The organism is Brucella gallinifaecis, assembly GCF_006476605.1.
Classification (GTDB): Bacteria; Pseudomonadota; Alphaproteobacteria; order Rhizobiales; family Rhizobiaceae; genus Brucella; species Brucella gallinifaecis.
The window spans coordinates 1-23,445 of record NZ_ML636802.1 but is presented as its reverse complement, the minus strand read 5'-3'; the positions used below and the strand labels follow the sequence as shown (position 1 = coordinate 23,445).

Here is a 23,445-nt window from a genome sequence, read left to right as displayed (position 1 = left end):
TTACAGCGTAATTAAACTGAAAAACCGGGCAGGAAACTGCCCGGTTTTTTATTTCATCCCTTTGTTAGAAACTCTGTTAACTCCGGGTGCAGCTCTTCAAATCGCTTCATCCAGCGCTTGAGCTTGGGGCGGCCACGCTCCCATTTGCCTTCAAAGCGCAGATTAAGATAGCTGAGCACCGCTGCAACGGCCAGATGACCGCCATGAATTTTGCTGGCAAGGCGCGGTGGATTTTCATTCAAAAGATCAAGTGCGCGTTCTGCTTTTCGCCACTGTAAATCGAGCCAGGGCTGATACACTTTTTCTTCAGGGCGCATACGGCGCTCATAAACATGCGCCAGAAGAACATCGGCCAGTCCATCGGCAAGTGCTTCATAGCGCTCTGCATCGGTGCGTTTTTCCGCATTGCGCGGGAAGATCCTGTTTCCAGAAACCCGGTTGAGATATTGCATGATAGCACGGCTGTCGAAAACCGCTTTGCCATCATCATTGATGAGGGTTGGAATTTTCCCAAGCGGATTGGCATTGATCAGATTTTCAGGTTCCTCTGACGTCGTGACAACCACGCTTTCAAATGGAATTTCCGCATAGGCTGCGGCCATGCGCACCTTCGCACTATAGGGCGAGGCGGGCGAATAAAGGATCTGGGTCATCATTGTTCCTGAGGTTTGAAATTATCGTGTCGCTGGCATCATGACGGAACGGCTACGACACATATTCGCGTCGACCTGTTCACAGGTGCGAAATTTAAGATCTTTGCTCATACAGATACGAACTTCCTGAAGATAATTGTTCTTGCAGGATATTGATATGCCGCCCGGTTTCATTCCCGGATTGGCTGCGACGAATGCCTTTTCCACCAATTTTGGATCAACGCGTCTGCCCGAAGCCAGATTACGCAGACTTGGTGGAATGTTCACCCGTTCAAAGGCCTGGCGAATAGTTGCAAAATAATCATTCTGGGACAGGCCAGAGCAGCTGCCATGTTTTCGCCATTGATGCGCAACCAGACCGGTTGAAGGCATAATGTCGGAAACGCTTGAAACAATCTGGCGAGGGACAAAACTGCCGCGACTGCGCGTATTATCAAACTGACAATTGGCAGGGTAGCCCCATTCGTTTTGCGGCCACAGACCATGAACGACAAAGCCAAAAGGGCGATTGGTTCCGCATTGCTGCCTGTTGGCTCGTGGACCTTCTATGGCACAATAACTCGGCGACCACGAAAGTGACAGCACATAGAAATCAAAATTGCCGGGGCGGCTATTGCCCCGATCCTGTGCCATCACAGCTTGTGCTGCAAGGGAAGTAGCAAGAAGGGCGGTTAAGACCGCCGCTATTTTACGCAACATTGTGAATATCAACGAAGAACGCGGCAGCTTGCGTCGAATACATACCAGCGGTCGAAGCCCTCGACGCAGAATTCGACATTGTTGCCAACGCCTGCAAAGCCCTGACCTTCTTCAATCATATACCAGACCGGGCGGTATTGGCCATTGCTCAGAACCGCTGTTGCCTGACAATAAGTGCGTTCGATCTGGGCCGGATTGTTCTTTGGTTCATAGCGCGTCAGACGCACATCGCTCATTGCCGAAATGCCCACCTGTGGAAGATGAGGCACATGGTGAACCTGATATCTGAAATCGGCAACCACCCGGCGCAGAACGCTCTGCTGGTTGCAAAGGCCGGCATCAGCAATAGCGGCCGGAGCGGATGTGAGATAATCGGCAGCGCTTGCTGGCATGGAAGCGAATGTCAGGGCAAGGGCCGACGCAGCCAGCAGAGCTGCCTGAGAAAACTGTCCGATGCGATCCAACTTGCGTTGCATATCTCTATCCTGTCTCACAATTCGAGCATAAGCTCATTTATTGAATTTGTTGGCTGTAGTTTCATTCAGCAATTGGTTACGGTCAAGAGTGATCCGTCTCGCTGCGTATCCATTCGATGCTGAAATTGCCCCCATTTTTTTCGCTTAGCAACCCGGTAAGGCAGGGAAACAGGATTTGCACCTCACTTTCGAGTGTATAGGGCGGATTGACGATAATCATTCCGGTTCCATCAAGGCGTGGCTCGGATGATGGAGCACGAATCGCAAGTTCAATTTGCATGATCTTGGGAATTTCAGTTTCCCGCAGCCGTTTTACGAAACGTGCGGTTTCCTTGTGGTCCTTGATCGGATACCACAGTGCATAAGTGCCGCCAGAAAACCGCTTATGTGCTTTTGCAAGACCATCGACAAGGCGATCAAATTCGCCTGCGATTTCAAATGGCGGGTCAACCAGCACCAGTCCGCGTTTTTCCTTGGGCGGCATATGCGCCCCGAGTGAAAGCCAGCCATCAAGCTCGATGACACGTGCCTGATAGTCACCTTCAAAAAGCTTTGAGAGCTTTTTAGCATCCTGAGGATGCAGCTCTATTGCCGAAAGACGATCCTGTTTGCGCAAAAGATGACGTGTGATCAAAGGTGATCCGGGATAATGCCGTAACCCGCCTTTGGGATTAACCGCACGAACAGCGTCAAGATAGGGTTGCAGAAGTTCGATAGCATCCTGAGGAATTTCGTCATGCTCGACGGCATCGAAAACGCGGCGAATACCACCGCTCCACTCGCCGGTTTTGCCGGCTTCTGTACCATGCAGATCATAAAGCCCGATACCTGCATGGGTATCGATCACACGAAAGGCCTGATCCTTGCGCTTGAGATATTCAATGATGCGGGAAAGAATGACGTGTTTGACAACATCGGCAAAGTTTCCGGCGTGATAGGCGTGACGATAATTCATATATGCGCTTGTTTCATGCCTCTGCGCTTTCGGCAATATCTCCGGCTCATTAAATATGACATATAGATTGGGTAATTTTCTTTGTCTGAGTCGAGTTTCCTATGTCAGGTAGTGTTCTGCTGATCGTCCTTTGTGGCGCGTTTTTTCACGCGAGCTGGAACGCTATCGTTAAGGGAGGCAGTGACAAATTCTTTGCAGCCGCTTGCGTCGTTGGAGCTGCGGGGCTGATAGCAGTGTTTTTCCTCCCGTTTCTGCCACTGCCGCATCCGTCAAGCTGGATATTTATTGGTCTGTCGACAATCACGCAGATATTCTACATGTCACTTGTCGCAGCCGCTTATAAATCGGGCGATATGAGTGAAGCCTATCCGATCATGCGCGGCACACCGCCCTTGCTGGTGGCCATTGTCAGTGCACCGCTGATCGGTGAGGCGATGGGTTGGCGCAGCTGGCTGGGTATTGTCCTGATTTGTGCAGGCGTGCTTGCCATGGCGCTGGAAGCGCGGCGGCGCAATGGCGGAACATCAAGCAAAACTGCGCTACTGGCGCTCGCTAATGCCGGTTTCATAGCGGCCTATACCATTATTGACGGTGTCGGTGTGCGGGCATCAGGCAACGTTCTGTCTTATACGCTTTGGCTGTTTTTGATAAATGCATTTCCACTCGGTTGCTGGGCGCTTTATCGCGAGCCGGATCGGTTTTTGCATTATATTCGTAACCACTGGCGCCCGTCTTTGATCGGTGGCATAGGCACGATACTGTCTTACGGCCTTGCATTATGGGCTATGACCATGGCGCCAATCGCTGTTGTTGCTGCTCTCAGAGAGACGGCAATATTGTTTGGAATTCTGATTTCTGCGTTTATTCTCAAAGAGAAAGTGGGCTTGCCACGTTGTATGGCTGCGGGTTTAATCGTTCTGGGTGCGATTACTTTGCGTCTTTCATAAAAATCTATTTCGTCGCAGCTTGGCAAAAACGTCAGAAATTCGTTTCTGACGCATCGCGCTTGAGTTAAAAAAGAAAAATGAGCCAGCCATCCCCCAGATCAAACATCACCATTGGACACTCCGCCTGTCCGCATGATTGCCCTTCCACCTGTGCGCTCGACATTGAATTGTTGGATGAGCGCACGATCGGTCGTGTGCGCGGTGCAAAAGACAACAGCTATACCGCAGGTGTGATTTGCGCCAAGGTAGCCCGTTATGCCGAGCGGGTTCATCACCCGGATCGGTTAAAGTATCCGCTTGTTCGCGCTGGTCGCAAGGGAGATGGCGAATGGAAACAGGCATCCTGGGATTTAGCACTTGATCTGATTGCCGAACGCTTTCTCAAGGCTGAAAAGCAATATGGCAGCGAAAGCGTGTGGCCATATTATTATGCCGGTACAATGGGGCTGGTGCAGCGGGATTCGATCAATCGCCTGCGTTTCGCCAAACGCTATTCAAACCAGTTCGACAGCTTCTGCACCAATATGGCATGGACCGGGTATTTTGCTGGAACAGGCAGTTTGACTGGCCCGGATCCACGTGAAATGGCAAAGGCCGATGTGGTCATCATATGGGGTACGAATGCCGCCGCCACGCAGGTCAATGTGATGACCCATGCGGTGCGCGCACGTAAAGATCGTGGTGCAAAGATTGTCGTGATCGACATCTATGCCAATGCGACGGTGCGTCAGGCGGATATGGGCATTGTGCTCAAACCCGGCACGGATGGCGCTTTTGCCTGTGCCGTGATGCATGTGCTGTTTCGTGATGGTCTTGCCGATTGGGATTATCTTGATCGCTATACCGACGATCCAAAGGGACTTGAGGCGCATCTTGCGACACGCACACCACAGTGGGCCGCTGAAATCACCGGTTTGAATGTTGAAGAAATCGAAGCCTTTGCGCATCTGGTAGGCAAGACGAAACGCAGTTATTTCCGGCTGGGCTATGGCTTTACCCGGCAACGCAATGGTGCCGTAAATATGCATGCAGCCGCGTCAATCGCCTGTGTGACAGGCGCATTCCAATATGAGGGTGGCGGCGCATTTCATTCCAATGCTGGCATTTTCAAAATGGACAAGCGCGAGATTGAGGGCAGCGCCTTGCAGGATAAAAGCCTGCGTTTTCTCGATCAGTCGAAGATAGGCCGTATTCTGACCAATGACAGCGAGGCGCTTTATGGTGGTCCGCCGGTTATGGCGATGCTGATTCAGAATACCAATCCCATGAATGTGACGCCGGAACAGCGACTGGTCCGGCAAGGTTTTTCCCGTGAGGATCTGTTTGTTGCCGTGCATGAGCAGTTCATGACGGATACAGCTAAAATGGCAGATGTCCTGCTGCCTGCCACAACCTTTGTCGAACATGACGATATTTATCGTGGCGGCGGCCAGCAGCATGTGGTGCTGGGGCCAAAACTGATCGAACCACTTGCAGATGCGCGTCCAAATATCTTTGTGATCAACGAACTGGCAAAGCGTCTGGGTGTTGCGCATCTGCCGGGCTTTAATGTCGATGAGCGCACATTGATTGACAATATGAATGCCAATAGTGATCTCCCGCATTTTGACGAACTCAAGGAAAAGCGCTTTGTCGATATGCAGCCGCCTTTTGAAGATGCACATTATATCCATGGCTTCAAATGGCCGGACGGTAAATTTCGCTTCCGCCCCGACTGGACGGGCAGCCCGTCACCCAATAAGCCACCGCAAGTCATGGGGCTGCAAGGCCCACATCATTCCATGCCTGAATTCCCCGATTACTGGAATGTGATTGAGGCGGTTGATAGCGAGCATCCGTTCCGGCTGGCAACGTCTCCGGCTCATAATTTCCTGAACTCGTCTTTTGCAGAAACACCAACCTCTATGACGAAAGAAGTCCGGCCAGAACTTCTTATTCACCCCGATGATGCGGCTCAACTCGATATTGCCGATGGCGAGCGCATTGAGATTGGCAATCATCGTGGTGAAGTTGTACTTCACGCCGTGCTACGGGCTGGTCAAAAGCGCGGGGTTGTCGTGTCGGAAGGAATTTTCCCGAACTCGTCTTTTGAGCGCGGTGAGGGCATCAATACGCTGACTGGCGCTGAGTCTGCTGCGCCTTATGGCGGTCTGGCAGTTCATGACACCAAGATCTGGATCAGAAAGATCTCATAAAATAAAAAACCGCGCTTGATGTGAGTAAGCGCGGTTCTTGATTGCATCAGCGGGATCAGCCTGCGTAGTTCAGCTTAAGCTTTGAGAGGCCAACTGCCGCGTTGAGACCTTTTTGTCCCTGTAGGGAAATCGGCTGCAATGAAATCGTTTTCCATGAACCGCCGGTCAGAATATTGGTGCCGGCGCCAATACCTATTGCGGCATTTGCAGATGCGCCAACATAACGGCCTTTGAGTGCGCCTTCAGGACGGACGGTTGGAGCCCATACAGCCCATGCAAGCTGTCCGCCATTAACAAAGCCGACATCAACGCCGAGCTTGGTGATGTTGCCGGTATAGCGTTCAACTGGTCCGTGACCACGCACAGGCTTGAACACGCAATCCACATCTTGCTGACTACCGATGATCACACCGATTGCAGGTGAAAGCTCACAGGTGAGTGTGCCCACCTCTGAACGCGGCTGCGTGCGGGCTGCCGAAGGGGAAGCCACATAATCAGCAGCAATCGCGGGAGCTGTCATCGCAATGGCAGAACCAAAAGCCATGGCTGACAGAAAGGAAGTCGAGAAACGGAGAGACATGATTTTGTCCTCTAGAATAAACATATACTGAAAGAGACGCTGATGCGACTCTCAAGGGCTGCCGAAGCAGCTCTTCTTACGAACCTCAATTAGGGCATTTTCACGAGAGTTAAAGATTAATTAACAAAAAAATAAGGGTGTGATTAATTTATCGCTTTATTATCAGGCAGAAATCATGCGCTGATTATCATCGCTTCACGCGATAGTCCTGTTTCTGAATCATTGCTGGCAAATTTGCGCAGTGCGAGCGCGTAAACCTGATGCTCGGCTTTCAGGACACGTGCAGCAAGCGTGCTTTCCGTGTCGCCATCCATAATGGGCACGGCAGCCTGTGCCAAAATCGGGCCTTCATCCATGCCTTCCGTTACCAGATGCACGGTGCAACCGGCGAGCTTCATGCCAGCATCAAGCGCACGCTGATGCGTGTGCAGCCCCGGGAACAGCGGCAGCAAGGAAGGGTGGATATTGAGGATACGCCCCGCATATGGCGCAATAAACTTAGCTGACAGCAGCCGCATATAACCTGCAAGGCAGATAATATCTGGCTGCACTACCGCAAGCGCTTCAAGGATTGCATCTTCATGGGCATCCTTTGAAGTGTAGTCCTTGCGAGCGAAAACCTGCGTTGTGATGCCCGCAGCCTGTGCTTTGGCGAGACCGCCTGCATCCGCCTTGTCAGAAAAAACTGAGACGATTTCAGCCGGAAAACCGGGTGCCTGAGCTGCGCGGATCAGCGCCTCCATATTGGAGCCGCTGCCCGAGATGAAAATGGCGACCCGTTTACGGCTCATAGTTTCAGCATGCCCTGATAAACAACGCCTTCGCCTTCACGTTTGACCATGCGGCCTAAGCTGACAGCCTGTTCGCCTTCTCTGGCCAGTTCTGCAATCACGTCATCAACCTTGCCCGGCGAGACAACAACGATCATACCGATGCCACAGTTGAAGGTGCGCAGCATTTCGAGGGGCTCGACACCACCGGTCTTTGCAAGCCATGAGAATACGGCTGGTACATCAATGGCATCGAGATTGATTTCTGCCGCAAGACCTTCCGGCAGAACGCGCGGAATATTGTCCGGGAACCCGCCGCCGGTGATATGTGCCAAAGCCTTGATGCCGTCAGACGCTTTGATTGCTGCAAGCAATGGCTTCACATAGATACGGGTTGGGGTGAGCAGGGCTTCGCCAAGGGTTTTCCCCGGAGCGAATGGCGCATCGGATTTCCAGCCAAGACCGGAGATTTCAACAATGCGACGCACCAGTGAGAACCCGTTGGAGTGAACGCCTGACGATGAAAGACCGAGAATGATATCACCTTCGCAAACATCACCCTGTGGCAGCAGACGATTGCGCTCGGCTGCGCCGACGGCAAAACCTGCGAGATCATAATCACCATCGCGATACATGCCTGGCATTTCAGCGGTTTCACCACCGATCAGTGCGCAGCCTGCCTGAAGGCAACCTTCCGCAATACCGGAAACGATAGCGACACCTTGATCAGGTGAGAGTTTGCCGGTTGCAAAATAGTCGAGAAAGAAAAGCGGCTCCGCTCCCTGAACAATGAGATCGTTCACGCACATGGCGACAAGGTCAATGCCGACCGTGTCATGCTTGTCAGCATCGATTGCGATTTTGAGCTTGGTTCCAACACCGTCATTGGCCGCAACCAGTACAGGATCGCTAAAGCCTGCGGCCTTCAGATCAAACAGACCGCCAAAGCCGCCAATTTCACCATCAGCACCCGGGCGCCGTGTTGAACGGACAAGCGGCTTGATCTTGTCGACCATCAGGTTGCCAGCATCAATATCGACACCAGCCTCCGCATAGGTCAGTCCATTTTTTTGGGCGGGGGTATTTTCCGTGGTCATCACCTGCTCCTGAAACTGGCCTGAATAGAGGCTTTGCCCCTGTCATTCGTCGCTGTCTGGGAATAATGATGGGCGCAATGACATGAGATTGCCTGTCCTGCAAGGCCATTGGGCCGGAAAAGCGCAAAACATCGCAGGAATCTTTCAAAATTCTGCCAGCATGTGTGTAATTGCTGTCGTTACACGCTGAGCGTATCGCTGATAAATATTGCAATCTTTTGGCGCTAGTGGTTTGTTTCCAACATTTGCATCCTGTCACTCCACCCATGCGGGCAAATGTTGGAAACCAAAAACCACTAGCCAAGTATATGTTTCTAGTGGATTTTACGAATTTGACATTTGCACAGGCAGTGAGGGTAACCGGGATTCAAATGTTAAATTCAATCCACTAGCCTAACTATCTCTATTTTACTGGCTTATGAGAATAGTAACAACGCCTGATTATAGCCTGACCAAGGGCTTTTGCAGAGAATGGATCGCGATGACCAGGAAACCAGTGCTACGACGTGAGACGACCAGCAAGACGCTGCAGCAGGCTGACGCAGTGGCGCGGGATGGTGATATTCATGTCAATGTTGAAGTCGGTGGCCTGACGGGATCCGTTGTGCGTCGTCAGGCGATATTCTGGACATGCGCCGTTGTCGTTTTCATTCTGTTTTTAGTTATCTTCAGCCCTGTTCTTCTGCCCTTTGTAGCAGGCATGGCACTGGCCTATTTTCTGGATCCTGTTGCAGATCGTCTGGAGCGGTTTGGTCTGTCACGGCTGGCTGCAACAATCGTTATTCTGTTGATCTTTTTGATGATCCTTGTGCTTGGGCTGATGATCATCATCCCGATTCTTGCAACTCAGCTTGCAGACTTCATTTCAAAATTGCCGGATTATATATCGCAGCTTCAGGCACTTCTTGCCAATGAGAATTCGCAATGGCTCAAGCACTATATCGGTATAGACAGCTCCGTCATTCAGGAAAACCTTAGCGCACTGCTGCAACAAGGGGCCGGTTTCCTGTCCACATTGCTTCAGTCCCTGTGGAATTCGGGGAAATCTCTCATTGATATTGCGGGGCTTTTCATCGTTACGCCAGTGGTTGCGTTCTATATGCTGCTTGACTGGGACCGCATGGTTGATCGTATCGATTCATGGGTGCCGCGCAGGCAGCTTCATACCGTGCGCACAATCGCCCGTGATATGGATTCAGCCGTGGCCGGATTTGTCCGGGGGCAGGGTACTTTGTGCCTCATTCTCGGTACCTATTATGCCATTGGCCTGACCCTGACCGGGCTTAATTTTGGTCTGCTGATTGGCTTTTTTGCAGGGCTTATCAGCTTTATTCCCTATATTGGTTCGTTTGTGGGGCTGACATTGGCAATCGGCGTTGCATTGGTCCAGTTCTGGCCTGATTGGGTTATGGTTGTTGTCGTTGCGGCCGTGTTTTTCTTTGGCCAGTTTGTGGAGGGAAATATCCTGCAGCCAAAGCTTGTCGGCTCATCCGTAGGTCTGCATCCTGTCTGGCTGATGTTTGCTCTGTTCGCGTTCGGTTCCCTGTTTGGCTTCACCGGAATGCTGGTCGCAGTGCCTGCTGCGGCGGCAGTCGGGGTGCTTGTGCGTTTTGCGCTTAATCGCTATCTGCATTCTCCGATGTACGATCCGGCATTTAAATCTTCGCATCCCGATGCGGGGCCGGTGATCGAAGCTGGCGAAAATGCAGGCAAAGAAAAATGAAGTCAGACCGTAACCCGGTTGAGAATACAGGAGAAAGCGATGAGTGACGCACCGCGTCAGATTCCGCTCGCTCTTGAGCATCAGCCCGGTTATCACCGTGAAGATATTATGGTTACACAGTCAAACCGTGCCGCGGTGGATCTCATTGACCGTTGGCCAAACTGGGTTGCGCCTGTGGTGATTTTGGCAGGTCCAACGGGTGCAGGAAAAACCCATCTGGCTGAGGTCTGGCGTGCTGCAACCGGTGCATTACTGGCAGATCCGAAAACCATCAGCGATCAGCTTATTACCAGTGCTGCCGAATATCCGGTTCTGATTGATAATATTGGTGATGAGCAATTTAATGAAACGGGCTTGTTTCACCTCATCAACAGTGTTCGTCAGAATGCAGCACTTGGTCCGGGACCATCATTATTGATGACCTCGCGCCTACTGCCTGCAAACTGGAACGTTAAACTGCCAGACCTTGCTTCGCGTCTCAAGGCTGCGACCGTGGTGGAAATTGCAGAGCCAGACGACATGCTGCTTGGCGGCGTTATTCATAAACTTTTTGCTGACCGGCAGATCAGTGTCGAGCCGCATGTGGTAAGCTATCTGGTCAGTCGCATTGAGCGCTCGCTTTTGTCGGCAATCCAGATCGTGGATCGTCTTGATCGCGTTGCCATGGAACAAAAGAGCCGGATAACCCGCACACTTGCTGCTCAGGTTTTATCAGAAATCGGTCATGGTGAAGAATGAAGATAGCTGTCATTAGATAGCTTTATGAACTGCTGTACGGCGATAAGATCGCCGTACAGAAATGGCAAAAGCCGTACAGAATTAATTCTTGTGCCCAACTGCTATTGACGGCTCTATGCGCACTTTCTGAGCTACGGGTGCAGCTTGTGTCTGTGGTTTTCTTGCAATTGACCCGGTTGTTATCATCTGTGCGCTGTCAGGCTTGTTGCGACCACCGAGCAATTGATCTTCGTGCACCCAGCCTATGATATTGGTGGTAGGCACGGCTACCTTATGCCATTTTCCTGTTTTGCCATAGGAGCGCATTTCACGCCCTTTTTCGACTGCTCCAATGGCTGGTGAGCGATTCCAGGCGTTCTTGTGAATGGTGAGCTTGGTTTTCGCATAGACTACTGATGGGGAATAGCCAGGCGAATTGGTGCCACGAGGTGGCATTGGTAATGGCCGGGGCGATGCCAATGGCGGCGCCACTTTTTGCGTCGGTATAGGGGCCTTTGATGACTGTATAGCGGCCTGCTTTTGAGGCTTGGCCAGAGCGGGCACAATAGGCGCAGGCACAATCGGTGCAGCCGGGCGCGGAATAGGTCCAACAGCTCCAGCATAATCCTTGGCAGAAGTTTTTTTGTCGATTGCTGCTTTTTCTGTAGATGGTCTGGTGTGCAACTTGGGGGGCGCAGAGATGGTAGTTTGGGGAGAGGGGCGCTGGAAGAGCGCTGTCAAAGCCGCTTGTGGGCTTTTATGCTGAGTGGTTGCCCATAGGCTGAACGCACCCAATCCCAGAATAGCACCAAGTGCCAGTATGGGTGCTGATGAACCTGCATTGCCCTTGCTTCTGGTTGAGCGCCCCGCAGAACGCCCCGTAGAACGCTTTGCAGAGCGGGAACTCCGTTTCCGTGCTGCCATCTTACATGTCCCCTGTCCGAATCACGACAAGAAGACCTTAGCCGGTCTTCCTTCGCATTTGGTTACTATAGGCTATATCAGACAGAGCGGGTGAGGCCGCCATCCACGCGCAGATTCTGGCCGGTAATATAGGCAGCTCCTTCCGATGCCAGAAATGAAACGGTTGCAGCGATTTCTTCGCTTTTGCCATATCGCTGAAGGGGCACACTCTCACGACGTTCTTGCGTTGCAGGCAGACTGTCGATCCAGCCCGGAAGCACATTATTCATTCGGATATTGTCTGCTGCATAAGTGTCTGCAAAGACTTTGGTGAATGAAGCCAGTCCCGCCCGGAACACAGCCGAAGTCGGGAACATGGAACTTGGTTCAAATGCCCATGCGGTGGAAATATTGATAATTGTACCTGATTTTTGCTTTTGCATGAATGGCACAACCAGACGACTTGGACGCACAACGTTCAGAAAATAAGTATCAAGCCCCTTATGCCAATCTTGATCGGTAATATCGAGAATTGGTGCACGGGGACCGTGACCGGCACTATTGACCAATGTGTCAATTCGTCCCCATTTGTCGATTGCCAGGTCAACCAGCCGTTTCAGATCTTCATTGGACTGGTTCGAACCGGTCACGCCAAGACCGCCCAGTTCTTTTGCAAGAGCTTCACCTTTGCCCGAGGACGAAAGAATTGCGATGGAAAAACCGTCTGCAGCCAGTCGACGAGCGCAAGCCGCTCCCATACCGCTGCCGCCAGCTGTAATAATTGCTACTTTTTGTTCCGACATTGTTTGATCCTGTGGGGATAGATTGTTTCGATCTGTCGAAGATAGTGGGCAGGTTTGAAACTCAAAATGAATTTTCTTGAATATAAGATTCTAAGGCATTGTTCAGGTAATAAAAAACGCCGCTACAGCGGCGTTTTTAAATGAAATCTTATGAAAAACTATTCCTGCGAGGATGATTTTTCGCCTGAGGTTGCTGCATCGGAAACAGCTGTCCTACGTTCTTCATTGGCTTCTTTTTGCTGCACAGCATTACGAATTGCGGCCCACTCGTTTTCGTGGCGACGATAAAGTGCATCTGAAGTCTGGATGTCCATTCGATCCTCCATTGGCTTGTCAGGCAAATAACATAGAGCGTTGAGAATCGTTGCATCACAATCGGTAAGCATTTGAAATCTTAATCGATTTATATGTTTACAACCGATTTAGACACACAAGTTTCTGCCGCTTGCGCATATTTTTTATAGTGAAAAATTAGTTTTCCTGAATGGAAACTCCCTCTTCGCCAATTTTCAACTCAATGCCGGAGGGCTTCGTTTCTTCCTGATAGGTATAAATTGCGAAGCCTGCGACGATAACAATAAGAGCGCCGATAATCAGATAAAGACTGTTGCGATTCACTCTGGAACTCCTGAAATTTTAATGATGCTCATAAACGCCTGAGAAAATTATTGGTTCCTGAAATGTCAGCAAGGCGCTTTCACTGGCTGCGACATTCATAATCTCGCTATGAATAAAATTTGAGAAAATTGCTTTTAGCGCTTGCTTTATATTCATTGATTATCTAGGGAAGGGCCGCTTGCAAAGCATCGGAGCGTAGCGCAGCCTGGTAGCGCACCTGATTTGGGATCAGGGGGTCGGAGGTTCGAATCCTCTCGCTCCGACCATTTTCTTCCAGATAAATTATTAAGTAACAATGTCGCAGTCAGATGCTGTGCTGTGTATTTTTATCGCGTTGACATGGCGTGATGTGTAAACTAATGCCTTGTTGAAATGAATGTCCTTCGCAGGGCGAAAGAGCATAGATCAAGGTTCTTCAAATGGTTGCACGTATTTACCGTCCAGCTAAGACAGCGATGCAGTCTGGTAAAGCCAAAACGGATAAATGGTTTCTGGAATATGAACCGGAAAGCGCTCGCAAGGTCGAGCCGCTTATGGGCTATACTTCTTCCGGTGATATGAAGAGTCAAATTCGCTTGTCTTTTGACAGCCGCGAAGATGCAATTGAATATGCAACCCGTAATGGTATCGCTTATCGCGTAATTGAACCGCATGAAGTAAAGCGTCGTAAAGTATCCTATTCGGATAATTTTAGCTTCTATCGCTCACAGCCTTGGACGCATTAACACTATTGCCCGGCTTTTATGCTAAAGCCGGGTTCTGATGGTGAGGTCCCGTAGCTCAGCTGGATAGAGCACCGGCCTTCTAAGCCGTAGGTCGCAGGTTCGAATCCTGCCGGGATCGCCATTGTTTTCAATGGCTTTGCTATTATTGTTATCGGCATGGTTTACAGGTTTTTTGTGAGCGGTTTACAGAATTGTTCACTTTTTGCCCTGTTCAAGCTTCAAAATCACAGCATCGTTTGTCTCTTCATCGTGTGCCAGATAGTGCGCTTCAAGCACTCTCGCCACATCCTTTATCGAGTGACCGGAACCCTTCGGTATGAAGGTGAACGTCTTGATAGCTAGAGGTGTATCCAGAATCTGCAAAATACGATGAAATCAATCATTCGCATTGATCCAAGCCCTGATAATAGCGAGGGACTTTGACCAATGTTTTCGATGTACCGAGCATCCAGATTGAGAAAATCCTCAATTTCAGGTTCCCATCCTTCTGGCGCCGAGAAACCATATCCGTTTGCATGCCATAGGGCATTCCTGATCCTGGTATGAATCGCGGTACTGTGATAGAAGGATCGAAGGTCTTTTTTTTGGTGCGATTATAGCTGATCCACCCAAAAAGAAACCCCGGCAAACCGAGGTTTCATTGTTTGTACTTCAGTATGAACGTTTACGACCTGATAAGCCTACCAGCCCATATAAGAATACAGGCACCCACAAAGCCAGAAACAAGGTAGCCAAGCCAGCCGCCGAACGACACACCAAGCAGGCCGAACAAGAAACTGGCAACGGCAGCGCCGATAATTCCAAGAATGATATTCAGGAAGATGCCTGTATTACTATTCATGAAGTTCGAGGCAATCCATCCAGCTAAGCCGCCTATGATAATTGCAGCTATCCAACCAATCCCTGCTTCGTCCATATTGTTCTCCATTCAAATAACCATATGTTGAAATAGGGCGGTAAATCTTCTTGGCAAGGTGTGCGTGTTTAGGCTTGCGACTAAAGAAAAATCCCGTAGGGCGGGGCTGATTTTAACGCTATGTTTTGAAATAGTAGGTGTGGACCTCAAACCAAAGTCGCCGCGCTAGTTTTTTTGTAGTGAATTCCCATTCACTCTCCAAATGTCCAATTGCTTGTGATAATCGCTTTGCAGCCTGCAGTTCGGTGCATCTAAATTGCACGAGATGAAGTTTATCGAAACGATCATCTGTTTTTGATCTGCCAGCGATGCGTTTCATGTCGCGGTCAATTGCCAGCAAAACAGCTTCATTTTTCAAATCCGTTTCACAGACATGGATACATGAGCGACTTTTAAGAAGCTGTTCTCCGCAGCACAAAGTCGAGCGAAATAAGCTTCAATTAAATAGAAACTCACAGGCCCTGCAATCGCGGGGCCTTTCTTTTACCTAGAAGGAAAATCCACCATGAATATGCATCTTGGCGATAACGATCATCTTCTTGTAAAAAGACAGAGAGATTGACGGTGGACTAATTAAGATAGGGGAGAGGGGCTGGTCATACAATGCGCATTGTTTTCAAAGTAAAATCCGAAACTACGCTTATATCCTCTATGGAATTTATTTTGATTTATAATGATGCACAATAACAGCGATAGCGAGGCCTGCGAGACCGATCGCAATGACGCCTTGCAAGATAAATCCCCAGCTCATCATAGCAGTTCCCCTGAGTGCATATCGCACATGAAATCAGAATGAATTTAATTAGCTGGTTCTTTATCGTATTTCGGCAGCAAGTAAAACTGACAAATGAAATCCCCTTTCGCTATTAAGGGTTAATCGTGATTTTCTAATCTTCGGGTCCGAAATATTTGGTTTTCAAGGCAGCGAGAGTTTCATTCTCTTCTAGGCTAATGATCGCAATGGAAGCAGGCTTTTCGAGATTGCTGTCGCGTGGAAAAGCAAAGCCATATTTATCTGGACTGAATATATTGCCCACTAATTCAACAGGCTCAGCTGGGTGCTTATGAAGATAATATTCAAGAACTGGACTATCACCAACAACTGCTGAAATTTCGTCATTGGTCAGCGCTTCAACAGCTTCTGGTAAATGATCAAATGAGACGGTAGAGATTGATCGTGCCATAAGAACTTGCTGCGCAACACTACCGGCACGCACGCCGACCGTCTTGTTCTGTAAGTCGGCCAGATTGTTGATTCTATTAGTAATATGAGTAACCGTCATAACGCTTGTCACCGATGAGGTTACATAGGCTACCACAGCAATACCAAATACCAGCCAGAATGCCTGCCATATTCGCCCGGCCCAGCCGAAGAGATTTTTACGTGAGCTTTTACCGGATGTTGCAAGAGAAACGACCTGATAAAAGCTTTCCGCCAGCCCATCTGCCCAACGGCGTGGAAAATGTTCATCAAACCGGCGGTCAAAAATTGTAAGAGCAAGAGTTACGATGAGGATAACTATGCCAATCCATGCATATGTTGCCAGATGTCCCGCATCTTCCAGTCCAGCGATGAGGTCGGCCCAACCTTTTTGGGCCTCGGTGTGAATCATGATCCGCAGCCCGGCATCGAACCATGGATGCGTAAAATCTACAATTTCAGCACGTTTTTCCGTGATTGTAAGATTGGTTACGGCTACATCGATCTGGTTTTCAGAAACGGCTTTTACAAGCTCGGTATAGTTTGGGTATTCGATAAATTTGGAAACCAATCCGAGACGCGCCGCTACGTCATTCCAGAGATCAATGGCCATGCCGCTAAACCTGACGCCTTCGTCGATTACGAAAGGTTCGCTGACATAGATGCCTACTTTTACTTGTCGCAGAGATACGTCTTGCGCATTTGCCGGGATCAGGGAGAGCATCAGAACAAATGATGCAACAAGGATTTTCAGAACATTGGGAAACTGAATTCCGATAGACTTATAAAACCGCACTGTCCCAAGCCATTTTTCATTGCCGATAGCACTCAGTATAAATGTTTCTCGTTATGAGGGAAGACGGCAATCTCATATAGTTGTTCGCAATTTATGAATTAATATCAAGTAATTAATAATATAAATCCATCGCAGACATAGCAAGTTGCGATGGATTTTGGTTGGGTACTCCGGGACATTGATCTCAGATCATTGCAAAGCCTTTTTCAAGATCAGCAATCAGATCTTCCACGTCTTCAAGGCCTATTTGTAAACGAATGACTGGACCCGGGTAGTCATGCTTTGCAACAGTTCGATCATTTAATCCAACTTCATTTGCGAGGCTTTGATAACCTCCCCAGGAATAACCCAGGCCAAAAATTTCAAGTGCATTTAAAAATGCATGTGCTTGTTTGCGGGCTCCGTTTTTCATCACGAAAGCGAAGACACCCGACGAGCCTTTGAAGTCACGCTTCCAGAGTTCATGCCCGGGATGGCTTTCAAGGGCGGGGTGCAGGACGCGATCAACAGCTGGGTGCGTTTCGAGCCAATGGGCGACTTCCAATGCACTTTTACGGTGATGTTCAAGACGGATACCCATTGTGCGCAGACCACGAAGAACCTGATAAGCATCGTCAGGGGCAGGGCAGAGACCAAGCGTGCCATGGGTTTCAAGAAGTTGTGGCCAGCATTTTTCATTGGCCGATATCGTTCCGAAAAGAATATCTGAATGGCCGGAAGGATATTTGGTGGAAGCTTGGATGCTGATATCCACGCCGAAATCCAGCGGTTTGAAATAAAGTGGCGTAGCCCAGGTATTATCCATCATCACAATGGCATTAGCCTCGTGTGCGGCTTTAACAATTGCAGGAATATCCTGAATTTCAAATGTGTTTGAACCGGGTGATTCTGTAAACACCACTTTGGTATTGGGGCGGATCAGTGCTTTGATGCCTGCGCCGATTTCCGAATCATAATATTCGACCTCAATGCCCATACGCTTGAGAATCGTATCAGCAAAATGCCTTGTTGGATTATAGATTGTGTCGATAAACAGCGCATGATCACCGGGCGATAGAAAACCCAGCAAAGGTATCGTCACGGCAGCCAGACCAGACGGAACACATACGGTCCCTGCCGAGCCTTCCAGTGCGTCGATTGCCTTACACAGTGCTTCACTGGTTGGTGTGCCACGTGTGCCATAGGTGTATTTCTGATTGCCGGTAGCCATTGTCTGGGCATCCGGGAAAAGTACTGTTGACGCGCGTATAACGGGTGGATTGACGAAGCCATGGTAATCGCGTGGTTCGTAGCCATCATGGGTCAGGCGCGTGTTGATGCCCAACTTTTCTGTTTTATCCTGCTTGTTAGTCACGAAATTGCCTCCAGGCCATGTTGCATGCTGATCCACCAGATATCTATGGGATAAGGCCGGTAAGTTGCGGATGCAATATGCAGCTTTGTAACAGTGATAATGAAAAACCAGAGAAAGTGTATTTCCGGTATGCCTGATTTGAATGAGCGTAAGGCCATTAATACGTTTTTTTACCCGGTCCGCGCGGCATTGGAATTGGTAAAAGCACTCGCAAAGCCTGCTTCACCGGGGGCGCCGTGCAGCTGGACAATGGAAATGACGGCGATGATAGTGCTGATGCCGTTCATTCTGCTTGTTCTGCATCTGTGGGACGCGCCAATCATTCGTGCCGCGATAAACAGTGATTTCGCCATTATGGAGGTTCTTCGCAGGACTACCGATTTGATTCGCACAATTGTCTGGTTAGGCGTGGCGATCATTGTCTGGTTGGTAACGGCTTTTCTGTTATCTCCTTCTATGCGTTCTGGTGCACATGAGACACTCGTCCGCTTACATAGCTGGGCGACGCTGATACTCGTCTCAATCATTGTGGGCAGCTTTCCAACTGAAATCGGCAAGCTGGTAATTGGGCGTGCACGTCCGTTGCTGCTGGATGAGCTTGGTTCGGCTTATTTTGCACCTTTTCGGGGGCAGCATTCCTTTGAGAGTTTTCCATCCGGGCATTCAATGATGGCTGGCATTATGCTTGTATCGCTGTGGATATTTCTTCCTCGTTGGCGGGGCGTGACGGTGCCTGTTTGTTTGCTTTTTGTCATCAGCAGGCTTGCCGCAGGTGCGCATTATCCGACCGATGTCGTAGCGGGACTAGCGATTGGCTTTATCGCGACATGCTGGACAGCGCGCTTTATGGCTACGCGAAATATTATTTTTTCACTCGATGGTGATAAGTTGATGCCACGGGTGTGAAACCATGAAAATTAAAGCATATTTAACGAGATGATTGATCTGTATTTTGAAATAAGTTATTGATATTTAAATGTATTTTATGTTTCTATATTTTTCGGGTGACGCTGATATATCGGGTTGGCAGCATTACCCGAAAATAGGGAAATGATGTAAAATTTTGTATGAAAGCAGCCTGTTTTTTTGATGTTGACCTATTTCACTAAGCGTTAATCGCTTGACCAAATCCAAATTTTCGCCTTCGATAGGGCGGTGAAGGCGACGGGCATCGTTCACCTAAAATCAGAAAGCCGATAAAGGCTTCGGGTAAGCGGTAGTCTGCGTAATGCATTGGTTGATGGATGAGTATTCTCTCATTTTTCAATTGTGCGCTAAAAATAAAGCAACAGAGACGTGCGCAATTGTAGATTGCGACGATCTCCAGGGAACATAAAAAGGTTGCAGGCCAGATGAAAAAATCTGTTTTAACAGGGCTATTGGGTGTGGCGGCGCTGTTTGGCGCAGCTTCGGGAGCGTCAGCCGATACGCTTTCCGACGTAAAGAACAAGGGGTTCCTGCAGTGTGGCGTTAATACCGGTTTGATCGGTTTTGCTTCTCCGGATGACAAGGGCGAGTGGTCTGGATTCGATGTTGATTATTGCCGTGCCATTGCTGCGGCGATTTTTGGTGATCCGACCAAGGTGAAGTTTACACCATTGAATGCGAAAGAACGTTTTACTGCGCTACAATCCGGCGAAGTTGATGTTCTGGTTCGTAATACGACTGCGACCATCAGCCGGGATACATCGCTTGGTCTCGATTTCCCCGGCATCAATTACTATGATGGTCAGGGCTTCATGATTAATTCAAAGAAGCTTTCAGGCATCAATTCAGCTCTTCAGCTCTCGGGCGCGTCTATTTGCGTTCAGGCAGGCACGACAACTGAATTGAACATGGCCGATTATTTCCGTTCCAATAAGATGGAATATAATCCAGTCGTTTTCGAAAAGGTTGAAGAAGCAAATACAGCTTATGATTCGGGTCGTTGCGATGCCTATACGACTGACCAGTCGGGTCTTTATTCAACCCGCCTGAAGCTGGCAAATCCTGACGATCATATCGTTTTGCCGGAAATCATTTCCAAAGAGCCTCTTGGACCAGCAGTCCGTCAGGGTGATTCCAAATGGGCTGATGTTGTTCGCTGGACCCATTACGCACTGCTTAATGGTGAAGAGTTCGGCATTACCCAGGCTAATGTCGAAGAGATGAAGAACTCCGATAATCCGGAAATCAAGCGTCTTCTTGGCACTGAAGCTGACACGAAGATCGGTACTGATCTCGGGCTGACGAATGACTGGGTTGTCAACATCATCAAGGGTGTTGGTAACTATGGTGAGTTGTTTGATCGCAATCTTGGTGCGGGTAGCCCTCTCAAAATCGCTCGTGGCTTGAATGCCGAGTGGAACAAGGGCGGTCTGCAATACGGTATGCCGATCCGCTAAAGGCCGTACTTGGTTGCATTATATCGGGCGGGGGCAGCAATGCGCCCGCCGGATTTGTCAGCTTTGGATTTGCAGCCGATCTATGCACGACCGGCACAGATAGGGTCCTGCAATCCGCCTGGATGCTCGTATTTGATATTTTAATTAGCGCTTCGCACCAGATGGGTAGAGACGCAGTCCTCGGTATTTTTATGCAACGGCTCTGAAATGTTTTTCGATGAGTGCGGAATCGACAGCTATTTCGCAGCCGATGCAATGACCGAGAGAAAACAGAGAACATATGGCTTCTTATTCTGCAACGCAACAACGTCGAAGTGGCAGTGGCACATCACTTCTTTATGATCCGCGGATTCGCGGTATTTTTTATCAGGTCGTGGTGTTTGTTGCCGTTATCGGCTTGATTTATTGGATCGTGGGCAACACGGTCACTAATCTTCAGCGGGCCAATATCGCTTCCGGCTTTGGCTTCCTAAACGGGCGGGCAGGTTTCGATATCAGCCAGACGCTCATTCCTTATACAAGCGATTCAACCTATGGCCGCGCCCTTCTGGTTGGTTTGCTTAACACGCTTTATGTTGCGGCATTGGGCGTTATTCTAGCATCCGTTATTGGCTTCATGGTTGGTATCGGACGCTTGTCGCGCAACTGGCTTATCAGCAAAATCTGTATGGTCTATGTGGAAGTGTTCCGCAATATTCCCCCCTTGCTGGTGATCTTTTTTTGGTATTTCGGCGTGCTCTCGGTTTTGCCACAAGCGCGCGAAAGCCTGTCGCTGCCGCTTGGCGCTTATCTGAATAATCGCGGTTTTTTCATGCCTTCGCCTGTATGGGGTGAGGGGGCATGGTTGCTTGGAGTTGCCTTGCTTGTTGGCATTGTGGCTTCATTTTTTGTGGCAAGATGGGCAAAGCGTCGCCAGATGCTGACAGGTCAGCCATTTCACACTGCCCGTGCTGCTGCCGCATTGATTATCGGTCTTCCTGTTTTGGCGCTGGTTGCGACTGGCTTCCCGGTTTCCTTTGATTATCCGAAACTTGGAACGTTTAATCTGACAGGTGGCGCACAGGTTAAGCCAGAATTTCTGGCGCTGTTGCTGGCCTTGTCGTTTTATACCGCATCTTTTATTGCCGAAACGGTTCGTGCAGGTGTTCTGGGTGTGAGCAAAGGGCAGACAGAAGCGGCTTATGCGGTGGGACTGCGTCCGGGACAGACGATGCGTTTGATCGTTGTGCCACAGGCATTGCGCATTATCATCCCGCCATTATCCAGCCAGTATCTCAATCTGATCAAGAACTCTTCGCTCGCCATTGCGATTGGCTACCCGGATCTGGTTGCCGTTGGTGGTACAATACTTAACCAGACCGGTCAGGCCGTTGAAGTTGTTGCGATCTGGATGGTGATTTACCTTGGCATAAGCTTGATCGTTTCCGGATTGATGAACTGGTTTAATGCCAGGATTGCACTGGTGGAGAGATGACAATGGAAAATTCTGATCTCCAATATGTTCGCACACAAATGGCCGATAGCGAAACACCGCCGCGTTCGGTACAAGGCTTGTCGCATTGGCTGCGTGTCAATCTTTTTGCCACGCCGGTTGATGCTGCACTGACCATTTTTGGTCTGGCTATTGTGGCCTGGTTCCTGCCTCCAATGATCCAGTGGCTGTTTGTAAACGCAGCCTGGACAGGCGCAGATCGCACGGCATGTCTTACCGTTGCTCAGGGTGGTATACAGCCTGATGGCTGGTCAGGTGCTTGCTGGGCTTTTGTAAATGCTAAATATCAGCAGTTCATCTATGGTCGTTATCCGCTTGGTGAACGCTGGCGCGTTGATTTGACAGCCGCTCTGTTTGTCATTTTGCTTATACCGCTTATGATTCCAAAAATACCTCACAAGGCGTTAAACGCGGTTCTGTTTTTCGTTGCGTTTCCAATCATCGCGTATTTTCTACTGGTTGGTGGCTCGCTGGGGCTGCGTTATGTGGAAACATCGCTTTGGGGCGGCCTTCTTGTAACGCTGGTCTTGTCTTTTGTTGGCATTGCTGTGTCGCTACCCTTGGGTATTGTTCTGGCATTGGGGCGGCGTTCCAAGCTGCCGGTAATCAAAACACTGTCAATCATCTTCATTGAAACGGTACGTGGTGTTCCATTGGTCACAGTGCTGTTCATGGCCAGTGTGATGCTACCGCTTTTCCTCCCGCCGGGTGTCACATTTGACAAGCTTCTTCGGGCATTGATCGGCGTGGCGCTTTTTGCATCTGCCTATATGGCGGAGGTGGTCCGCGGTGGTTTGCAAGCTATTCCGCGTGGTCAGTATGAAGGAGCGGATGCACTGGGCCTTGGCTATTGGCAGAAGACAAACCTGATCATCTTGCCGCAGGCTTTGAAGCTGGTGATACCGGGCATTGTGAACACATTCATTGGTCTGTTTAAAGACACCAGCCTTGTTTATATCATCGGTATGTTTGATCTGCTTGGCATTGTCCGACAGAATTTCTCCGATGCAAACTGGGCTTCTCCACAGACACCTGCAACTGGATTGGTCTTTGCGGGCTTTGTTTTCTGGATTTTCTGTTTCGCCATGTCGCGATACTCTATATTCATGGAACGACGGCTCGACACGGGTCATAAACGATAAAAAAACAAGGGAATAATTCAAATGAGTGCACAAAGCGCCCTCCCGAAATCTGAGTCTGGTGTCGAAATCGACCGTTCAAAACTGGAAGTCTCGAAGACAGAAGTCGCCATCGAGATAAAGAATATGCACAAGTGGTATGGTGAGTTCCACGTTTTGCGCGACATCAATCTGAAAGTCATGCGTGGTGAACGTATTGTTGTTGCCGGCCCATCGGGTTCCGGAAAATCGACCATGATCCGCTGCATCAACCGGCTGGAAGAACACCAGAAAGGTCAGATCATCGTTGATGGTATTGAACT

At 49.5% G+C, this 23,445-nt stretch carries 25 protein-coding genes and 2 tRNA genes; 12 read left to right on the top strand and 15 right to left on the bottom strand.

Annotation, left to right across the window (positions count from 1 at the left end):
* Positions 1-53: 53 nt before the first annotated feature.
* The 4 genes from FHY56_RS04710 to FHY56_RS04695 form a co-directional block, all read right to left on the bottom strand.
* A complete protein-coding gene (locus tag FHY56_RS04710; RefSeq protein ID WP_140904354.1) occupies positions 54-653 on the bottom strand; it encodes a glutathione S-transferase in 600 nt (199 codons plus the stop codon).
* Between the two features lie 21 nt (positions 654-674).
* Positions 675-1,352, bottom strand: coding sequence for a ribonuclease T2 family protein (locus tag FHY56_RS04705; protein ID WP_140904029.1), 678 nt, complete (start codon positions 1,350-1,352; stop codon positions 675-677).
* An 8-nt stretch (positions 1,353-1,360) separates the two neighbouring features.
* A complete protein-coding gene (locus tag FHY56_RS04700) occupies positions 1,361-1,828 on the bottom strand; it encodes a phage portal protein (RefSeq protein WP_140904028.1) in 468 nt (155 codons plus the stop codon).
* A gap of 82 nt (positions 1,829-1,910) precedes the next feature.
* Positions 1,911-2,783 carry a 23S rRNA (adenine(2030)-N(6))-methyltransferase RlmJ gene (locus FHY56_RS04695; protein WP_140904027.1) on the bottom strand — a complete coding sequence of 291 codons (873 nt, stop codon included), beginning with the start codon at positions 2,781-2,783 and terminating at the stop codon, positions 1,911-1,913.
* 101 nt (positions 2,784-2,884) lie between these two features.
* Between FHY56_RS04695 and FHY56_RS04690 the strand changes: the two genes are divergently transcribed.
* A complete protein-coding gene (locus FHY56_RS04690; RefSeq protein WP_140904026.1) occupies positions 2,885-3,730 on the top strand; it encodes a DMT family transporter in 846 nt (281 codons plus the stop codon).
* A 77-nt stretch (positions 3,731-3,807) separates the two neighbouring features.
* A complete protein-coding gene (locus tag FHY56_RS04685; protein WP_140904025.1) occupies positions 3,808-5,925 on the top strand; it encodes a molybdopterin oxidoreductase family protein in 2,118 nt (705 codons plus the stop codon).
* A 55-nt stretch (positions 5,926-5,980) separates the two neighbouring features.
* Here the strand turns inward: FHY56_RS04685 and FHY56_RS04680 are convergent, their stop codons facing one another.
* From FHY56_RS04680 to purM, 3 genes are all read right to left on the bottom strand, one after another.
* Positions 5,981-6,505 (bottom strand): DUF992 domain-containing protein, encoded by a 525-nt coding sequence (locus tag FHY56_RS04680; RefSeq protein ID WP_140904024.1) that lies wholly within the window; start codon positions 6,503-6,505, stop codon positions 5,981-5,983.
* 173 nt (positions 6,506-6,678) lie between these two features.
* Entirely contained in the window at positions 6,679-7,296 is a 618-nt protein-coding gene (purN, locus tag FHY56_RS04675) for a phosphoribosylglycinamide formyltransferase (RefSeq protein WP_140904023.1), read from the bottom strand.
* Positions 7,293-8,372, bottom strand: coding sequence for a phosphoribosylformylglycinamidine cyclo-ligase (gene purM, locus FHY56_RS04670; protein WP_140904022.1), 1,080 nt, complete (start codon positions 8,370-8,372; stop codon positions 7,293-7,295). The genes purN and purM overlap by 4 nt, the downstream gene beginning before the upstream one ends.
* Before the next feature lie 481 nt (positions 8,373-8,853).
* Between purM and FHY56_RS04665 the strand changes: the two genes are divergently transcribed.
* Both FHY56_RS04665 and hdaA read left to right on the top strand, forming a co-directional pair.
* Positions 8,854-10,095, top strand: coding sequence for an AI-2E family transporter (locus tag FHY56_RS04665; RefSeq protein ID WP_193556763.1), 1,242 nt, complete (start codon positions 8,854-8,856; stop codon positions 10,093-10,095).
* A gap of 39 nt (positions 10,096-10,134) precedes the next feature.
* Complete coding sequence (hdaA, locus tag FHY56_RS04660) at positions 10,135-10,833, top strand: DnaA regulatory inactivator HdaA (protein WP_140904021.1); 699 nt, start codon at positions 10,135-10,137, stop codon at positions 10,831-10,833.
* Positions 10,834-10,914: 81 nt separating this feature from the next.
* Here hdaA and FHY56_RS04655 read toward each other — a convergent pair whose 3' ends face one another.
* The 4 genes from FHY56_RS04655 to FHY56_RS17875 all read right to left on the bottom strand — a co-directional run bounded on the left by FHY56_RS04655 (position 10,915) and on the right by FHY56_RS17875 (position 13,136).
* On the bottom strand, positions 10,915-11,736 hold the full coding sequence (locus FHY56_RS04655) for a hypothetical protein (RefSeq protein ID WP_140904020.1): 822 nt from the start codon (positions 11,734-11,736) through the stop codon (positions 10,915-10,917).
* A 77-nt stretch (positions 11,737-11,813) separates the two neighbouring features.
* The gene (locus FHY56_RS04645) at positions 11,814-12,518 is read right to left on the bottom strand and encodes an SDR family oxidoreductase (RefSeq protein WP_140904019.1); all 705 of its coding nucleotides are present in this window, start codon (positions 12,516-12,518) and stop codon (positions 11,814-11,816) included.
* A 158-nt stretch (positions 12,519-12,676) separates the two neighbouring features.
* Positions 12,677-12,832 carry a hypothetical protein gene (locus FHY56_RS17880; protein ID WP_168927587.1) on the bottom strand — a complete coding sequence of 52 codons (156 nt, stop codon included), beginning with the start codon at positions 12,830-12,832 and terminating at the stop codon, positions 12,677-12,679.
* Between the two features lie 157 nt (positions 12,833-12,989).
* Positions 12,990-13,136 (bottom strand): hypothetical protein, encoded by a 147-nt coding sequence (locus FHY56_RS17875; protein WP_168927586.1) that lies wholly within the window; start codon positions 13,134-13,136, stop codon positions 12,990-12,992.
* A 189-nt stretch (positions 13,137-13,325) separates the two neighbouring features.
* Here FHY56_RS17875 and FHY56_RS04640 point away from each other — a divergent pair.
* The 3 genes from FHY56_RS04640 (at position 13,326) to FHY56_RS04630 (ending at position 13,982) form a co-directional block, all read left to right on the top strand.
* Positions 13,326-13,402, top strand: a tRNA-Pro gene (locus FHY56_RS04640).
* A 153-nt stretch (positions 13,403-13,555) separates the two neighbouring features.
* Positions 13,556-13,861 (top strand): ETC complex I subunit, encoded by a 306-nt coding sequence (locus tag FHY56_RS04635; RefSeq protein WP_140904018.1) that lies wholly within the window; start codon positions 13,556-13,558, stop codon positions 13,859-13,861.
* Positions 13,862-13,905: 44 nt separating this feature from the next.
* Positions 13,906-13,982, top strand: a tRNA-Arg gene (locus FHY56_RS04630).
* A 543-nt stretch (positions 13,983-14,525) separates the two neighbouring features.
* On the opposite strand, the gene FHY56_RS04620 is transcribed toward FHY56_RS04630, so the two are convergent.
* The 4 genes from FHY56_RS04620 to FHY56_RS04605 all read right to left on the bottom strand — a co-directional run bounded on the left by FHY56_RS04620 (position 14,526) and on the right by FHY56_RS04605 (position 18,128).
* On the bottom strand, positions 14,526-14,777 hold the full coding sequence (locus tag FHY56_RS04620) for a GlsB/YeaQ/YmgE family stress response membrane protein (protein ID WP_140904017.1): 252 nt from the start codon (positions 14,775-14,777) through the stop codon (positions 14,526-14,528).
* A gap of 118 nt (positions 14,778-14,895) precedes the next feature.
* Complete coding sequence (locus FHY56_RS04615; RefSeq protein WP_140904016.1) at positions 14,896-15,135, bottom strand: hypothetical protein; 240 nt, start codon at positions 15,133-15,135, stop codon at positions 14,896-14,898.
* Positions 15,136-15,664: 529 nt separating this feature from the next.
* Complete coding sequence (locus FHY56_RS04610) at positions 15,665-16,774, bottom strand: transporter substrate-binding domain-containing protein (protein ID WP_235889424.1); 1,110 nt, start codon at positions 16,772-16,774, stop codon at positions 15,665-15,667.
* Positions 16,775-16,958: 184 nt separating this feature from the next.
* Entirely contained in the window at positions 16,959-18,128 is a 1,170-nt protein-coding gene (locus tag FHY56_RS04605; protein WP_140904015.1) for a cystathionine beta-lyase, read from the bottom strand.
* A 129-nt stretch (positions 18,129-18,257) separates the two neighbouring features.
* Here FHY56_RS04605 and lpxE point away from each other — a divergent pair, with 129 nt between their 5' ends.
* The 5 genes from lpxE to FHY56_RS04580 all read left to right on the top strand — a co-directional run.
* Complete coding sequence (lpxE, locus tag FHY56_RS04600) at positions 18,258-19,034, top strand: lipid A 1-phosphatase LpxE (RefSeq protein ID WP_140904014.1); 777 nt, start codon at positions 18,258-18,260, stop codon at positions 19,032-19,034.
* Positions 19,035-19,480: 446 nt separating this feature from the next.
* Positions 19,481-20,512, top strand: coding sequence for an amino acid ABC transporter substrate-binding protein (locus FHY56_RS04595; protein ID WP_140904013.1), 1,032 nt, complete (start codon positions 19,481-19,483; stop codon positions 20,510-20,512).
* 280 nt (positions 20,513-20,792) lie between these two features.
* On the top strand, positions 20,793-21,986 hold the full coding sequence (locus tag FHY56_RS04590) for an amino acid ABC transporter permease (protein WP_140904012.1): 1,194 nt from the start codon (positions 20,793-20,795) through the stop codon (positions 21,984-21,986).
* A gap of 2 nt (positions 21,987-21,988) precedes the next feature.
* The gene (locus tag FHY56_RS04585; RefSeq protein ID WP_140904011.1) at positions 21,989-23,146 is read left to right on the top strand and encodes an amino acid ABC transporter permease; all 1,158 of its coding nucleotides are present in this window, start codon (positions 21,989-21,991) and stop codon (positions 23,144-23,146) included.
* 21 nt (positions 23,147-23,167) lie between these two features.
* Positions 23,168-23,445, top strand: a 278-nt coding sequence (locus FHY56_RS04580; RefSeq protein ID WP_140904010.1) for an ATP-binding cassette domain-containing protein, incomplete at its 3' end; no start/stop codon positions are given.

Coding starts and splice junctions, on each gene's coding strand:
- FHY56_RS04710 (WP_140904354.1), bottom strand. CDS start 653: ATGACCCAGATCCTTTATTCGCCCGCCTCGCCCTATAGTGCGAAGGTG.
- FHY56_RS04705 (WP_140904029.1), bottom strand. CDS start 1,352: ATGTTGCGTAAAATAGCGGCGGTCTTAACCGCCCTTCTTGCTACTTCC.
- FHY56_RS04700 (WP_140904028.1), bottom strand. CDS start 1,828: ATGCAACGCAAGTTGGATCGCATCGGACAGTTTTCTCAGGCAGCTCTG.
- FHY56_RS04695 (WP_140904027.1), bottom strand. CDS start 2,783: ATGAATTATCGTCACGCCTATCACGCCGGAAACTTTGCCGATGTTGTC.
- FHY56_RS04690 (WP_140904026.1), top strand. CDS start 2,885: ATGTCAGGTAGTGTTCTGCTGATCGTCCTTTGTGGCGCGTTTTTTCAC.
- FHY56_RS04685 (WP_140904025.1), top strand. CDS start 3,808: ATGAGCCAGCCATCCCCCAGATCAAACATCACCATTGGACACTCCGCC.
- FHY56_RS04680 (WP_140904024.1), bottom strand. CDS start 6,505: ATGTCTCTCCGTTTCTCGACTTCCTTTCTGTCAGCCATGGCTTTTGGT.
- purN (WP_140904023.1), bottom strand. CDS start 7,296: ATGAGCCGTAAACGGGTCGCCATTTTCATCTCGGGCAGCGGCTCCAAT.
- purM (WP_140904022.1), bottom strand. CDS start 8,372: ATGACCACGGAAAATACCCCCGCCCAAAAAAATGGACTGACCTATGCG.
- FHY56_RS04665 (WP_193556763.1), top strand. CDS start 8,854: ATGACCAGGAAACCAGTGCTACGACGTGAGACGACCAGCAAGACGCTG.
- hdaA (WP_140904021.1), top strand. CDS start 10,135: ATGAGTGACGCACCGCGTCAGATTCCGCTCGCTCTTGAGCATCAGCCC.
- FHY56_RS04655 (WP_140904020.1), bottom strand. CDS start 11,736: ATGGCAGCACGGAAACGGAGTTCCCGCTCTGCAAAGCGTTCTACGGGG.
- FHY56_RS04645 (WP_140904019.1), bottom strand. CDS start 12,518: ATGTCGGAACAAAAAGTAGCAATTATTACAGCTGGCGGCAGCGGTATG.
- FHY56_RS17880 (WP_168927587.1), bottom strand. CDS start 12,832: ATGGACATCCAGACTTCAGATGCACTTTATCGTCGCCACGAAAACGAG.
- FHY56_RS04635 (WP_140904018.1), top strand. CDS start 13,556: ATGGTTGCACGTATTTACCGTCCAGCTAAGACAGCGATGCAGTCTGGT.
- FHY56_RS04620 (WP_140904017.1), bottom strand. CDS start 14,777: ATGGACGAAGCAGGGATTGGTTGGATAGCTGCAATTATCATAGGCGGC.
- lpxE (WP_140904014.1), top strand. CDS start 18,258: ATGCCTGATTTGAATGAGCGTAAGGCCATTAATACGTTTTTTTACCCG.
- FHY56_RS04595 (WP_140904013.1), top strand. CDS start 19,481: ATGAAAAAATCTGTTTTAACAGGGCTATTGGGTGTGGCGGCGCTGTTT.
- FHY56_RS04590 (WP_140904012.1), top strand. CDS start 20,793: ATGGCTTCTTATTCTGCAACGCAACAACGTCGAAGTGGCAGTGGCACA.
- FHY56_RS04585 (WP_140904011.1), top strand. CDS start 21,989: ATGGAAAATTCTGATCTCCAATATGTTCGCACACAAATGGCCGATAGC.